General features: G+C 31.1%; 19 protein-coding genes. 4 read left to right on the forward strand and 15 right to left on the reverse strand.

The annotated features are described in order from the left end of the window. Positions 1–54: 54 nt before the first annotated feature. From FVB9532_RS02365 to FVB9532_RS02375, 3 genes are all read left to right on the forward strand, one after another. Positions 55–567, forward strand: coding sequence for a phenolic acid decarboxylase (locus FVB9532_RS02365; RefSeq protein WP_150543614.1), 513 nt, complete (start codon positions 55–57; stop codon positions 565–567). A gap of 61 nt (positions 568–628) precedes the next feature. Further along, a complete protein-coding gene (locus FVB9532_RS02370) occupies positions 629–1,495 on the forward strand; it encodes an MBL fold metallo-hydrolase (protein ID WP_150543615.1) in 867 nt (288 codons plus the stop codon). A gap of 25 nt (positions 1,496–1,520) precedes the next feature. Then, positions 1,521–2,288: an SDR family NAD(P)-dependent oxidoreductase gene (locus tag FVB9532_RS02375; protein WP_150543616.1), complete on the forward strand. Its 768-nt coding sequence runs from the start codon at positions 1,521–1,523 to the stop codon at positions 2,286–2,288. Between the two features lie 34 nt (positions 2,289–2,322). Here the strand turns inward: FVB9532_RS02375 and FVB9532_RS02380 are convergent, their stop codons facing one another. The 11 genes from FVB9532_RS02380 to FVB9532_RS02430 form a co-directional block, all read right to left on the reverse strand. Further along, the gene (locus FVB9532_RS02380; RefSeq protein WP_150543617.1) at positions 2,323–2,562 is read right to left on the reverse strand and encodes a hypothetical protein; all 240 of its coding nucleotides are present in this window, start codon (positions 2,560–2,562) and stop codon (positions 2,323–2,325) included. Positions 2,563–2,757: 195 nt separating this feature from the next. Then, positions 2,758–3,288, reverse strand: a complete 531-nt coding sequence (locus FVB9532_RS02385; protein WP_150543618.1) for a hypothetical protein — start codon at positions 3,286–3,288, stop codon at positions 2,758–2,760. Positions 3,289–3,324: 36 nt separating this feature from the next. Further along, positions 3,325–3,876: a hypothetical protein gene (locus FVB9532_RS02390; RefSeq protein ID WP_150543619.1), complete on the reverse strand. Its 552-nt coding sequence runs from the start codon at positions 3,874–3,876 to the stop codon at positions 3,325–3,327. A gap of 72 nt (positions 3,877–3,948) precedes the next feature. Further along, the gene (locus FVB9532_RS02395) at positions 3,949–4,338 is read right to left on the reverse strand and encodes a biotin/lipoyl-containing protein (RefSeq protein WP_150543620.1); all 390 of its coding nucleotides are present in this window, start codon (positions 4,336–4,338) and stop codon (positions 3,949–3,951) included. 141 nt (positions 4,339–4,479) lie between these two features. After that, positions 4,480–5,211, reverse strand: a complete 732-nt coding sequence (locus FVB9532_RS02400; protein WP_150543621.1) for a hypothetical protein — start codon at positions 5,209–5,211, stop codon at positions 4,480–4,482. A 423-nt stretch (positions 5,212–5,634) separates the two neighbouring features. Then, positions 5,635–6,699 (reverse strand): tetratricopeptide repeat protein, encoded by a 1,065-nt coding sequence (locus FVB9532_RS02405; RefSeq protein WP_150543622.1) that lies wholly within the window; start codon positions 6,697–6,699, stop codon positions 5,635–5,637. 337 nt (positions 6,700–7,036) lie between these two features. Continuing rightward, positions 7,037–7,267 carry an FEKKY domain-containing protein gene (locus FVB9532_RS02410; protein WP_150543623.1) on the reverse strand — a complete coding sequence of 77 codons (231 nt, stop codon included), beginning with the start codon at positions 7,265–7,267 and terminating at the stop codon, positions 7,037–7,039. Positions 7,268–7,481: 214 nt separating this feature from the next. Then, entirely contained in the window at positions 7,482–8,282 is an 801-nt protein-coding gene (locus tag FVB9532_RS02415; protein ID WP_150543624.1) for a carboxypeptidase-like regulatory domain-containing protein, read from the reverse strand. 119 nt (positions 8,283–8,401) lie between these two features. Beyond that, positions 8,402–8,800, reverse strand: coding sequence for a hypothetical protein (locus FVB9532_RS02420; RefSeq protein ID WP_150543625.1), 399 nt, complete (start codon positions 8,798–8,800; stop codon positions 8,402–8,404). 255 nt (positions 8,801–9,055) lie between these two features. Then, on the reverse strand, positions 9,056–9,256 hold the full coding sequence (locus FVB9532_RS02425; RefSeq protein ID WP_150543626.1) for a helix-turn-helix domain-containing protein: 201 nt from the start codon (positions 9,254–9,256) through the stop codon (positions 9,056–9,058). Between the two features lie 65 nt (positions 9,257–9,321). After that, a complete protein-coding gene (locus tag FVB9532_RS02430) occupies positions 9,322–9,528 on the reverse strand; it encodes a helix-turn-helix transcriptional regulator (RefSeq protein WP_150543627.1) in 207 nt (68 codons plus the stop codon). Positions 9,529–9,695: 167 nt separating this feature from the next. Here FVB9532_RS02430 and FVB9532_RS02435 point away from each other — a divergent pair, with 167 nt between their 5' ends. Beyond that, entirely contained in the window at positions 9,696–9,899 is a 204-nt protein-coding gene (locus tag FVB9532_RS02435; RefSeq protein WP_150543628.1) for a hypothetical protein, read from the forward strand. Positions 9,900–10,012: 113 nt separating this feature from the next. On the opposite strand, the gene FVB9532_RS02440 is transcribed toward FVB9532_RS02435, so the two are convergent. From FVB9532_RS02440 to FVB9532_RS02455, 4 genes are all read right to left on the reverse strand, one after another. Then, entirely contained in the window at positions 10,013–11,143 is a 1,131-nt protein-coding gene (locus tag FVB9532_RS02440; protein WP_150543629.1) for a UvrD-helicase domain-containing protein, read from the reverse strand. Positions 11,144–11,145: 2 nt separating this feature from the next. Beyond that, positions 11,146–12,780, reverse strand: coding sequence for an ATP-dependent nuclease (locus tag FVB9532_RS02445; RefSeq protein ID WP_150543630.1), 1,635 nt, complete (start codon positions 12,778–12,780; stop codon positions 11,146–11,148). Between the two features lie 90 nt (positions 12,781–12,870). Next, positions 12,871–13,482 carry a hypothetical protein gene (locus FVB9532_RS02450; protein ID WP_150543631.1) on the reverse strand — a complete coding sequence of 204 codons (612 nt, stop codon included), beginning with the start codon at positions 13,480–13,482 and terminating at the stop codon, positions 12,871–12,873. 157 nt (positions 13,483–13,639) lie between these two features. After that, complete coding sequence (locus FVB9532_RS02455) at positions 13,640–14,368, reverse strand: hypothetical protein (protein WP_150543632.1); 729 nt, start codon at positions 14,366–14,368, stop codon at positions 13,640–13,642. Between the last annotated feature and the right edge of the window lie 55 nt (positions 14,369–14,423).

Below are 14,423 nucleotides of genomic sequence, written 5' to 3' on the forward strand. Positions count from 1 at the left end.
CTTTATTTACTATATAAACTTGATGTCTTCTAGTTAATTTTGTTAAAAAAAGATATGGATATTATAAAAGATTTAAATGAATTTTTAGGAGGTCACTTTCTTTACACCTATGATAATGGGTGGAATTACGAAATGTATGTAAAGAATAAAAATACCATAGATTATAGAATTCATACGGGTATGGTAGGTGGTCGTTGGGTAAGAGATCAGGAAGTTGATATTGTGAAAATTGTTGATGGTGTTTTTAAAATCTGTTGGACAGAGCCTACAGGTACCGATGTTAGTTTAGATTTTATCCCGAACGAAAATAAATTACACGGGGTGATATTTTTTCCGAAGTGGGTTCACGAGAGACCTGATATTACAGTTTGTTTCCAGAATGATCATATCGCTCTCATGGAAGAATCCAGAGAGAAGTATGAGACTTATCCAAAATATGTTGTACCCGAATTCGGTAAGATTTTCTTTAAAAAGAATGAAGGTCAGAATAACGAAAAGGTCATTGCTGAAGCTCCTCGTGAAGGAATGATAGAGGAAATGCTAAGTGGAGAACTAAGCTTTTCATAAAAATGCATCTAGCAAATAGTATGAAGCTATTACGGATGCTCAGAATATAAAAAAAATAGTTATGTCAAATTTAAAGATTAAAGTTTTTAATGGGGGAGATACCCTAGCTGGTTTTGCTGTAAATTCTGTTTTAATTTATGGCGAAAACGATGCTGTACTATTAGATACACAATTTGCACAAAGCAGTGCCCATAGATTTGTAGCTATGGTGACCGAAAATGGTGTAAAACCCTCTCGTATTTATATAAGTCATTTTCATCCAGATCACTTTTTAGGTTTAAACGTCATAAAAAAAGAATTTCCAGATATCGAGGTGCTATCCCTTCCCGGTATAGCAGATTTAATAAATGGTGCATTCGATTTTAAAATAGACTATTGGGGTAAAGAAGTTTTAAAGCTAGATGGAGCCAAAGAGGCCGTGAAAGTAAAACCTGTATCGAAGCCTTATTTAGAATTAGAGGGTGAAAAAATTGAAATTTTAGGCCCTTTAAGAGGAGATTCAGATGATGCATCTGCCCTATGGATCCCATCTATAAAAACCTTACTGGCAGTAGACGCGGTATTCTCTGATGCGTATGTTTGGATTGCCGATGCCAAAACAATTGCGTTCCGTAAAGATTGGTTTAAAGTTTTAGATGATTTTGAAGCTTTAAATCCAGAAGTTGTTGTGCCCGGACATTCTCCTTCCAACGATCCTAAATATTTTGATTCGGAGAATATCAAGTTTACCAAAAAATATATCGAAGACTTCGAAGAAGTATGGAAAAATGCCAGTTCGAGTGAAGAAATCATAGATACAATGACAGAAAAATATCCGGGACTTGCAGCAAAGATTTGCCTTGAAATGAGTGCGAAAATTCTAAAAGACCGCTATGAATGGCCAGGAGAATATCCACAGGAGTTAAGAGATCTTGAACCAGAAATTTAAGAGTAACCAATAAAAAAACAGAATTATGGAAAGTAGTATAAAGTTTGATTATAGTAATAAAACGGTCGTAATTACCGGTGCGGCATCAGGTATAGGAAGATCTACAGCTATCGCATTTGCCCAAAATAATGCGAATGTAGTCATAGGAGATATTAGTGATGGTGGTAAAGAAACCGCACAAATGATCCAGGATCTTGGCTTCAAGTCCGATTTTGTAAAAACTGATGTTTCCAAGTCTGCAGCTGTGAAAAACCTTATCGATTATGCTGTAGAAAAATATGGTAAAATTGATTTCGCCTTCAATAATGCGGGAATCTTGCCTCCAACAGCTCCATTTGCAGAAGTAGAAGAAAAAGACTTCGATAAAATTATTGATGTCGACTTAACAGGAGTATTTCTTTCCATAAAATATGAAATTGAAGCGATGCTAAAAACGGGAGGAGGAGCTATCGTGAATACGGCATCTGTAGCCGGTGTAGTTGCAGATCCGGGGATGGCCCCTTACGCTGCTGCTAAACATGGAGTTATTGGTTTAACAAAAGCTGCTGCTTTAGATTATGCGCAAAATAATATTCGTGTAAATGCAATAGCACCAGGGCTCATAAGAACACCAATGACAGAGCGTTGGTTAGATGATCCGGAGATTAGTGAAGCATTAATGAATAACAGTCCTATGAAACGTCCGGCAGAACCAGATGAAGTTGCTCATCCTGTGTTATTTTTATGTTCACCCGAAGCTTCTTTTGTAAATGGAAGTGTCTTTACGGTAGACGGTGGACAAACCGCTCATTAAATAGTTTCATTGGGGTTATAATTCCTATGCTAAGTTAAAAATTAAAAGCTTTTCTTAAATTAGAAAAGCTTTTTTCTTCTTTTAAGCTGGCTTTAGGGCTTCCTTTAGATTGATTAAATAGTTTGAGGGTACTGGTAATCGTAATCTCGTAATTCATATTACCGGTGGTATAAGAAACCCCATCATAAGCCATCTCAATTTCGGTAAATATGGGGTATTGAAAAGCCTTTTTTAAACTTTTTAATATCGTATTGAGGTTGTTGGGTAAAGACAAGTAAGTTCTTTTATTCTTTCCCGTAATTTATGTTCTGTACTTGTTCATCAAGCTTAGGTTTTTTTATAGAGAAATTAATGTCAATAGTTGGTTCTCAATATAATTTTGCTTTGTTGCATTGCATACAAGTATTCCAGCAACTGACGAACTTTAATTTCAATGGGCTATGGGTAATATATTGATCTTTTATGCTTGTTATTCACACTCTGATTGAGTGGTCTTATTTTTCCATTGAATCCAATATTCTTGTAAACCTTCAGGTGTTTTTTTAAGCTTGCTAATCTCTAATTGATGTCCTTTTAAAGTTAGCTTTCTAAGCTCATTCTTTCTTCTATTCAAGGCAGGTTCGTGATTCCATCCGCCCACGTGGTCAAAGGAGGTATATGCATCACATTTTGAATTGACAGCGATGAAAGGAATCGTAAGCTTATAAATTACTTTTCCACTTCCCATTCCTTGAGTGGACATTTTAATTTCTGAAAAGTTTACCTTTTTATACTTCTGCTCGTAATAGAGTTTTTTTAACTGATCACCAACAGCTTTACTCATCTTGTTGGAAAATTGGTGAGCAATATCTTTTCCATCTATAAATTCAGGCCCTGAATAGGTTCCCTCACAAGCATTTTCAGAACACTTGATTTCATTTTTTTGAAGTACCTCTCTTTTAATTGCTGTGGAGCTTACTTGAAATAAACTTATAATAAAAACGTATAATACTAATTTCATAGATGAGTTTAATTAGAATTAATGAAATTACTAAATTTAATTACAATTAGTAACCGAGTTGTTACATATAAATTCAGGAGGAAGCCAACCTTCCAATTCATCTTTTTTTACATAAGCCCATTTGTGATGACAAGCGAGAACATTTAAATAGGACTCTTCTTTTAAAAATCCAGTTGTTTTTGCATTTTTATTAGGCTGCTCAAATAAAGGTATTTTTTGATGGTTATAATTGGTGGTTTCAATCTGAATATACTTTGATTGAATCCAGTAATTTTCAAGCTCAGGGTTTAATTGATTTTTTCCAATTTGTAACCAATCCTTTGTCGCGTTTTTAAATAAAAGTGTACCTCCAAAATCATACTCGGGATTATCTTCAAATCTAAAGTATTTTATAATTTTTCCTTTGGGTTCAAGAAATACGGGGACAGAGTCATCATAAATGAGGTAAGTTTCAAAATTACATGGGGAGTTATTTTGAGTTTTTATCATTTTATGGCTGGTAGCGCTTGTTTCTTTATGATCACTCTTTTTTAATCGGTTACAAGAAGCCAAGCATAGCAAAATCAATATAGCATATAAAATTTTCATGCTTCAAATTTATGCCGGTGGACTAGTATAGGGTTCAGCTGCGAATTGTTTAAAAACCAAAATCACCAAAATTTATATTCCTTCTATTTTAAAAAGTTCTGTTTCGGTGGTTAAGTTTTGGTTTAAGCTGCAAGTTGATATTATTTTGCCGTTATAAAAACTTTCAAATTCCATGACGATATTTTTATTTTCTATTTCACAAATAATATCTCCATAGTTTACAATATCTCCTGGTTGAACAAACCATTTTGTTAACACTAACCCTTTTTGATCTCCTAAATCTGGTGAAAAGATGGATTCAACTTTTCCTTTTTCCAACTTTAAGTTGGATGGATTAAACTCAGTAGATTGTTCTTTAATTTCTTTTTTAGTTTTAAAATTTGGATTGCTTTTTAAGTCATTTAAAATTCTATCCAGTTTATTATTGGATGGAAAGAGTTTACGAATGAAAAATTTTATCATTTGTTTTAAGTATTTATAAAACTTTTAATAGCGGTTGAGTTTAAACATTAAAACACCCAAAGTCACTATATTTTTATTGTCTCTTACCCTGCAATTGTGAGATGATGGGTGGAGGTTGAAGGATAAGTTAATTAAAAGCCTTTACTCCATTTGTTCGTATTCCTTTATTCCTATTTGGTTTTCCATAAGATGCATTTCTGGTTTTCCAACAGCCACTCCCATTTTAATTCCACATCTAACAAAATATTCTTGACCTTTTTCAATATTAATTACAACTGAATCTTGAGATTCAGTTTTACCCCAAAATTTATGTTTTCCAAAATCTTTGATTTTATATTTAAATTTTTCGCCATTTCTAACTCTCCCTATTTCTGTGTCATCGTCAAGTCTTATTTTATAACCAATCAGACTACCTGTATATATTTTAGGTCTATAAAAATATACTACTGCATAATCAGCGTCTTTAGATAGTCTGGATTTATTTTGCAATTTTCTTTTTTCCAATAGCGCAGCCATTGATTGACTGTTGTTTCTATAAAGTTTTGTTTTTATTCGATAACATGTACTTGCAAAATTTGGTTCTTTAATTTCAATTAGTTGAATAATATTAGCTCCAGAATTTTTAGCGGTGTTTATTGCATTTTCAATAACGGTTTGATAACTACAATCGGTTGAAAATCCTGAATCCCCTATTTTTAAATCTCCAATTAAAACTGAATTTTCGGGAACTTTATCTTTTTCATCAAGTAGAATAATGTCCTCTTTAGATGCTATCGGAGCAAAAGAGGTATTTGTTAGATGAGTTCTAATTTTAGGTGAACACGCCATTAATAAGCTTAATAAGATAAGTAATAGGAAAGCTTTTTTATTCATTTCGTTTGTAGGTTTTTAATAACAGATTTTTATAAATTTTACTTACGGCATTGTTTAAAAATAAATAATTAAAAAATGCTTGTGTTTAACCTTATACGGTTTCCTGTACAAATATATCACCTTCGTTGAAATCTCAGACTTTAAAGACAAGCAAGTTTGCTATCCTATCTTTAAAAAGCGACGTCCTTAAGGAATGGGAGGGAAGAAGGGAGGTTTTTCAGAATAAGGCGAGAACAAGCAATTACTTATAGCCATTGTGACTGTTGCACAACCTCTTTAATCAAACTTCGAATTAAAAGCAGTTTTAAAGAATCCTACACACCTAAAAAATAACAACTTACCTCTTGTAATAAATCAGGATAACTCTCTTTTTTTAGAAATATAGGCTTTTGCAACGACTACCATTGTTGTGGGCATTATTTTTTATCTAATAAATTTGTTTTCATTAGTTATTTCAATAATATTTTGTTTCTCTGTGTACCAATCTACAAATTTGTCATATTCACCTCGGTTTAATTCTAACCAATTACTAAATTCTTCTTGTGCTCCAATTTGAAATAAATAATGGTTGTAAGCATTAAAGAGATTATTATCTATTAGTTCTTTTTGATATTCAAAAAGAACATTGGGATAATTTTTAAAATCTTCCTTAAAATAATTTTCTATAAATTTTTGTCTTATTTGCGATAACGAATTTAAATTGATTGTTTTTTCATCAGTAATTGCTAAAATAAAATTTTCGGCAAAAATTGCACAAAGTGGTAACTTAATATCTTCGTTTGGCTTTATTTCTGAAGCATCAATAATAATTTCACAAAAGTCAATCTTGGATTCATTTTCGCTTAAAGTTATTGATGATTTATATGCATTAAAAAGAAGTTCACTCATTTCTTGAGTTCGTGCTGTAGTTCTCTCTAAATTCATAAATATCTCGCCATAAATTAAACCTGAAAGTTTATCGGTAGAATTCAAAAATAATTTTGCTAAACGAAAGTAGTTTGAAGTAAAAGTTGGATCTACTTCAATTCCTTTTTCATAATTTTCAATTGCTTTTTGATATTCCTTTTGTTGTAAAAATATATTACCTTTTTCTAAATGTAGATTTCCTGAATTCGGAAAATGTTTCATTCCGTCTTCATATTCTTTAATTGCCTTTTCTGGTTTACCTAAATAACTATAACAGTTACCTGACATCTGATAAACTTGGCTATTTAAGGATTTATATTTTTTTACTTTATTTAAAATCTTAATTGCTTTTTCATACTCTTTTTTTTGAACATAAGCATAAGCGATTTCATAGGGATATATATAATTTTCAGAATCAAGCTTTTGACTTTCTTCCAGTAACTTTATACTCTCTTCTAATTTTCCTTCATCCATTATTTTAATTGCTTCTTTTGCTTTCGAATATGCAATTTCCTTGTCCGTTTGTGCAGATAAGGAAATGGATAAAAAGCAAAGCAGAAATCCAAATATTATTTTATTCATAAGGTCTGTTTATATTGCCCACACCATGCAAATAAACGCATGGCGTTTAGCTACACTAACGCACTACCTCAAATATAACTAAATTATCGTTTATCTAAAACAGCGACAAAACAAATGTATGCAGCCTCACTTAGTATCCACAAAGCCTTTAAGGGAAGCTTAAAAGAGGAATATAAGCAAGTGATATAGGTTATGGAATAGATGGATAACCCTGTCGGGGTTATCAACATTCAACACTACAACATCATCATTATGAAGTGATTAAAAATAAAATATTATATATGAAGAACTGGACTAGAGCTTTTCATAGGAGCTATTATTGTAAGTAGGTTTTTATTTATTCCAGCATATTGTTTTTAATTAGCGAGTCCATTTCCATTTGGTATTTTTTTCGCCAGTCTTTTCCGTTTCTTTTATTCAGATATTTTTCAATTTCAATATTATATGCGTTAATTCCACGTAATTGTGGTGAAGTTACAATACAACCAACATTTGATTCGTGAAATCCATATTTTTCTTTAAGTCCAATGCAAGGAACTCCGCAAGTATATGAAGTTGTTCCAACCATAGCAATTCTTGGCGATTCATGCCAAATGTCAATTTCCGATTATTATTTTCTTTTTGCGTTTCATTGGCCAACTTGCTTACAATAGGTCTAGTGTATGATTTCGTTACGTGTTTAAGCGCTAAAGTTAGCAAATAATACAGATAGAAAGTCTGCGAGGACTTTCTTAAGTAGGCAAGTAAAAGCAAATTACTTACAAACAAGTTACTGCATATTATTATTTTTTCTTTCTAAATATATTTTTAATTCCATTCCAAACTCTTTTATAAAATGGAGCTTTTTCATACACTACATATTCGATTATTCGACCTTGTTTAAATTCTATGTCTATAGTTCTATTTTCCTTATTTTGTAGAGATTCATAATCGACAGTTATTTCCGTTGTTTCAAGTCCAACGTATGAGTAGATTAAAGTGATTTCTTTTAAAGAGTCTATCTCTTTTGTTACATTCAGTCTGTAAATTCCATCAAAATCTGACGTAATTCCTGTCCGTGTTCCTTTGATAATTACATTTGCATAGGGTAAAGGTTGAGAATAGTTATCTGTTAATTTTCCGGAAATATAAATACTGTCATTTTTTATAGCATTTTTCTTTTTGAACTGCTTTTTTTCAGAGTTATTTAATAAGTCATATTTTTTTTCAGTTTGTTCTGTTTTTATTGGTTCAGCTTTTTCTTGACTGTAGCTACTAAACGACAAAAAACTAAATAGTCCAAAATAGAAAGAATTCCAATTATTGATTTTGATATTCTTTTCTTCTTTTTTTGGTTTAGCGAGTTGTTCCTTTGTGTAAAGTCCACAAACTTTTTCTTCCGAAAAAAGATGAGTTTCTGCAATTTCAGAATCTGTCATTTTTCTGAAATCAATAATTGTATTACTGCACTTTAAACAAAGTTTCCCTTTTTCATTTTCGGGCATATCAGCCCAAACTTGATTACACTTTTTTAAGTTAGAAAGATTAATTTTAGTTACTCTGTTCATTTTTTTAACGGCTACGTGTTTGTTTAATTTCCCCACCGAGGGGATTTGAGAATTAAAGATAACAAAAACCTCCAACTTTTACGCTTACACGGTTTTCTATACAAATATATCACCTTGCTTAAAACTATAGAGGATTACTTGCTCGTGTAATTAATTTATAAGTTATGCACTCTTCCTTTTAGTTTTCTTCTATTAAAATTACTTACTCTTGCTTGATCTTGTTTATTTATAATAGCAAAAGCAATCACTGGCACAAGCATAAAACCTCCGATAATATAAACGACATAATTATTTTTACTGGATGCAAAGATGGGATTAATGAGTAGCCAAAGTAGGGGAGTTCCTATAAGAAAAATTAAACCGGCCATCAATTGAGCAGTTTTAGAAGGTTTTGCATACAATTGGTCCACCTTAAAATCATTTTTTTCTTGACAGTTTTTACAGGTTAGTTTTTTAGTTTCCCCGTCCTTCATCGCAAATTCCACCCTTGTATAGGCAGCTGTTCGATAAGGGATTTCTTGCTTACAATTTTTACACTTTCCGTAAACTTTCATCTATATAAACTTTCTTTAAAGTTAAAATATTAAAATAACTTGAGTTCGAGCTAAGAAAATTTCGGAGACTGAGTGAAATCTTTGCAAAAGATTTTCTATCGAAGTTTCCATGTGGGTGGCTTTTCGATACAAATTTTCCTTGAAAATTCACTCCATGCTCCAAAATAGCTTAAAGTTAACATTCGGTTCTCTCTACAATTTTACTAGGTTTTCCTACTTAAAATGACTCAAACGGACTAATTTAATTTCTTAAGCTTACCTCTGATAAAGTTCTTTTAAAACCTCACACGGGTCAACATCGATGGCTAAGGCAATCAGGTAAAGTTCTTTTGCCCTTAGATGTGTTGACTCATTTAAAGTAAGTTCACTTAAGGTTGACCTACTGATTCCTATTTTTTCAGAAACACCGGCTTTACTAATTGACTTTTTAGCTAAATACAATCCTAGTGCAGTCATAAATCTTTGGAATTTGTTGATATACATGTAATCCCCAAAAGAAAAATATAGAATTTCTAACCCTGTTATTTAGTACTAATCAATAAGCTTCTTACATCTACGTCTAATTTGTTTGCAATTTGAAATAAAGTTTCTACTCGAGGCTGCATTTCATTTCGGCACCATTTAGAAACCGTAGTGCGGTTCATTTCTAACTGGTCTGCCAGCCAATTATTGGTTTTTCCTTGTTCAGCTAAAACGGCCTTTATCCGGTTAAAAACTTCTTTTTCCATCCTAAATAATTATCATCTATACCAAATGTAATAACTTTCTTTTCAATGCTAATCGCATTATTTTAAGCTTTATGGTATTCAATAAAATATTTTTAGTATATTTGTTATGCTTTAAAAGCATAAAATAAATCTATTTAAGTTTTTTTTGAATATTTAAAAATTAAATCATGAGCAGAAGATACACGAAAGCCGATTTAGATGAAATTGTTTATTCGCAATTAGAGAACCTGGATGCAATGCATGACTTATTACGGATTATGAAAGTACAAAATGAGTTACTGGATAATGCCAATAAAAAATTACGCCAAGAAATCTCAGATTTTAAGAACAAACAAGTGCGCTATACCATTCCCAAAAAGAGACGTTCTTAAGGAATGGGAGAGAAGGGGAAGGATTTTTGGGATTGTTGCTTTTATAATTATGCGGTTGTGCCCGCAAGACATAAAACCACAATTGCTGTTATACAGTATTGTGTTTTCGTGCTTTATTTGTATTCAATTGCTCCATTTTTTATAAATCCATCTGTTTTATCACAGACTATACCAACACTATATTTCGCTCTTGTTATTCCTACATAAAATTTCGCTCGGGCTTCATTACTAAATTTACTGACTGAAATTTCATTGTTAATTATCCATCCTAGCATTCCTTTTGTTGGATAAATTAAAACCCTTTCAAAAGTTAAACCCTTAGATTGTCCAAAATTAGTAATTGTAAATTCAGGATTTGTATCCTTGGTTGAAGAGTTCCATCGTAATTGAACAGGATTATATTTAGCTAAATATTCATCAACTTTGTCTTTACTAACTATATAAATGCCATCATGTTCTGTTATTTCGTCTTGTTTTGAGCCACATTGACTATGTTCGGGATAAAGTCTATTTGCAAAGTCACATATAGCCTGATTACATCTGTACGATTCAGAAAGTGATGTGTCATCAATTTGAAAACCTAATTTACTGCATTCTGTTGTAATGAATTCTTTTAATAATCCATTTCTGTATTTTTTATATTTTGTAGAATTATGGGTTAAATAGGTAACTTGTCTTGGGTCACAAACTAATGATAGATTTGAACTGCATTGTCCAAAAATCTTTAGTAATTCCAAATCATATCCCGCCAAATCTTGGCATTCATCAATTAGTATGTAGTCGTATATTTCTGTAAGACGGTTTATTATTTTGCCCTTTGTTTCTTTGTTAACTCTAACAGCAAGTTTTGCAACCTTATCAGAATAAATCCTTTTGTTTTTTGAAAAGTAGAATTTATCAAAATTATCAGCTTCTGCATAAGGAATTTTTCTTCCAGTTCTTTGGTCTGTGTATCTAATGCCTGATTTCTCGTTTACAAGTAGAAGTCCCTTTATTTTGTAGTCAAATAGAATTGTCTGATAGGGTTTTATACATTGCTTAATTAAAAATGAAAACCAAGTAGAAACATGAATATTTGAAGGAATACAGCCTATTAATTCAAAAAATTTATTTTTAATTTCTTGAGCATTTGATTCTGTGTAAGTGGTTATTAAAATTAATTTTTCAGGGTATAGCAAAGCTTTTTTGATTAAAGCTGTTGTTTTACCCGAGCCTGCTGATGCTATGATTAATTCATTAGTCATTGTTAAATAACATCTGAAATAAAATTGGGGAATGAAATTATTTCTTGTGTATCAAATAATTTTAAAGCGCATTCTGTTTTATTGAGCTTCATATATTTATGAAATTCGTCATCAGTTGTATAAGCTTTGTCAAAAATCAAATTGAACAACTCAATAGAATTTGATTTTAATAGTTTTGGTTCTAGCGTGTTGTAATTAAATGGTTTACCGTAAATTTCAAAATCCCCTTCATCTATTTCGCTATCGTAAGAAATTGTAATGTTGGGTTTAGCGTTTACTCCAATATAATCTCCATATTTTTTTTCAAGCTGTTCCAGACTCCAATCTGTATCAGTTATTACAATTACTGGCTTATTTATTTTTTCTGCTATTTGTAAAAATCTTAAAAAAGAAGTGCCCACTGAAATTACATCTATTCCATCTTCTATTGGTAGTTTACCGTATTTTTGAAAATATGCTTTTTGAATAATTAATTCGTCTGAATCGCCTTCAACAAGTATTGATTTATTACTCAGAATTAATCTAAGGGTATCGTAACCAGCTAGTCTTTTGAAGTAGGTAAAAGTATCATCTTCTAAATCTTTAAAAGTTATTGTTTTCTGTTCGTTTAATAAGATTAGGCTGTCTAAGCCTAGTTTATTTGCAATAAAACTACTGTGAGTAGTAACAATTATTTGTTTGTTTTCTGCACCTTTTCTTAGGTCATGAATTAGTTCATTTAATTTTGCGTGAGATAAATGATTTTCTGGTTCTTCAATTAAAAGCACATTGGATTCTAATGTTTTTTTATGTGATAGAGCCAATTTAGTTTTTATCACACATTGTTCTCCTTTTCCGATATGATGAAATGGAATTTCATCCAAATATGTTACTAAAGAGTTTTCCCACGAATTTTTTGAGGAAAGTTCAACTGACAGTTCTACTTTTTTGTTGGAAATATTTGAATCAGTTTGAATTTTTTTATTAATGTTAATTATAGAATCCTCTTGCATGAAAACGTCTTTCATTTTTCTGTGTGCTTGGGATACATCTACAATTTCTTTCTGTTCTAAAAAGTCTTTTATTATTCTACTTATATAAATATCGGAACCATTCTGCAATCTACCATTTGATGAGTCGATTAATGCGGGCTTAATAGGTATCAGCCTTGGTGTAACTCTTTCATCTCTCGCGAAGGACTCCCAGTAAAAATTATAGTACTCAATTGGCAAGCTTTTGATGCTTTCAGTTTGAATTAAAATCTGATATTCAGGTAAATATTTTTCATCAAATGCAATATTAAATGAAAGTCCTATTGAATCGGATTTTTCAGAGTTTTTATCTCCTTTGAAAATTGAAGGTGCATCAGGTGATAAAAAAACTTCTATTTTGATTGAAGGTGGTGCTAACGGTGTTTCAGTTTGAAGACTTTCAATATACTCTTTTACTGTTTCTTTGTTGAATATATATTCATTTAGTTCATTGTGGATATATCGACCCTTAAGCCAGCCAGAAAGTATAAGGTTTAGAGCTTCTATAATTGTTGATTTTCCTGCTTCATTTTCTCCGACAATGATATTGACATTTTTGTTCAATATCAGCTCAAACTCATTTTTGAAACATTTGAAGTTTTTTATTTTTAATTTCTCAAGATGCATCTATTTTGGTTTTTATGCATGAAACACAACTTCTTGTATATTTGTCAGTTGTGGGAATTTGAGATTAAAGATAGCTAAAAATTCCGATTTTTATGCTTGCGCGGTTGTGTCCGCAGGACATAAAGCCTCAATTGTTGTTATACGATGGTGTAAGCAGTTTTTTTTAATCCGCTTATGAATAGAATCAAATTTATTTGCTATTTGTATATATTCATCACTCCAACCATTTGACATTGCCAATTCTTGATAAGTACTGGTCGGTAAAAACTCCACCTTTATTTTCTCAAGAGTATCAAAGTCTAATAGTTCAATTTGTTTTTTGTCATAATCAAGTTCTTTTATCAAAGCTTCCGTATTTTCAAATCCTGCCCAAACGGTATCAGTTTCATCATTAATTCTTAATTTGATATTAGCCACTATTATTGAAACTTCTTTAAAGTCCGAATAAAATGGAATTTTAGATTTGAAATATTCTTTGGTTTCCAAATCGCAATTTTTATTCAACTTGATTAAAGCTTTTTCTCTATATTCTTTTGATACAACCCTATCAGAAATCAATTTTATATCCTGTTCAAATTCATCAATTAAAGACCAATCATTGTCATTAAATAAATTTTGCTGAGACATTTTTCTTCCGCGAGAGAATCCATCAATATCTCCACCAAACTTGTTATATATTTTTATTTTTTTAATGGTTAGCATTGATTTGTTTTAATTGCTTACAACGGTATTTTGTAAAAATAATTTGGATTGTTTAAAAACTAAGATAGCTAAAATTACCGACTTTTATGCTTGCGCGGTTGTGTCCGCAGGACACAAAACCTTAATAGGAATAAGGATATGTAGTTGCTAGTAGTTTTTATTTATTCAAAAGATTTTTTATTTTTTCTGTTGTAAAATTATTTTGTTCTATCTCAGAGGCATATTTGTCAATGTTTAGTCCAAAATTAAATCTTAATTCAAAATTTTCTCCTGTTGGTTGAGTCAAGTTTATGAAGAAAAGTCCAGCATCATTTTCCAGTTTATCGTCTTTGTTAATATCAAAAATTGAATCAACAGCAGGGTCGTTTGAATTCCTCAATATCGTGTTTGGACTTTTTACATTTCTAGAGTCGTCCTCGATTATGACACCAAGATATGTTTTAAAATAATTGAATTTACGCAGTTTCTTTATTTGAGAAAATCCTTTTTTTCGAGTTGTGACAAGTTTATTAGTTTTTACTGAATTGTCTTGAAGTGTGCTAACTTTAATTCTTTTAAACTCTATTATAACAGTTTGCTCAATATTGTTTTTTGGAATTAAAACAGCATCTATATCTCCAATTATTTTTTGTTCTTGTTTGTTTAATAGAGGTTCTTTAACCTCTAATTTATAATCAATATCTTGAAAATTTAAATCACAGATTTGTTCCGTTATAACATATCGGAGTTCATTTTGGGCAAAAATCCATTTGACTATTTCTTGCTCTGTTAAGTCGGTTACACTTGATTCATTCTTATTAGACTCATTAAAAAGTTTTACTTCATTTCCAGTAATTGGAACGGTATGTGAAACAACAGTTCTAAAAACTCTTAAATCTTCGTTCATTGTCTTCTTATTAAATTACAGGCAAAGTATTATATACAACCAAATATAACCCTTC

The sequence above is a fragment of the Mesonia oceanica genome, from assembly GCF_902499555.1.
In the GTDB taxonomy this organism is placed as follows: Bacteria; Bacteroidota; Bacteroidia; order Flavobacteriales; family Flavobacteriaceae; genus Mesonia; species Mesonia oceanica.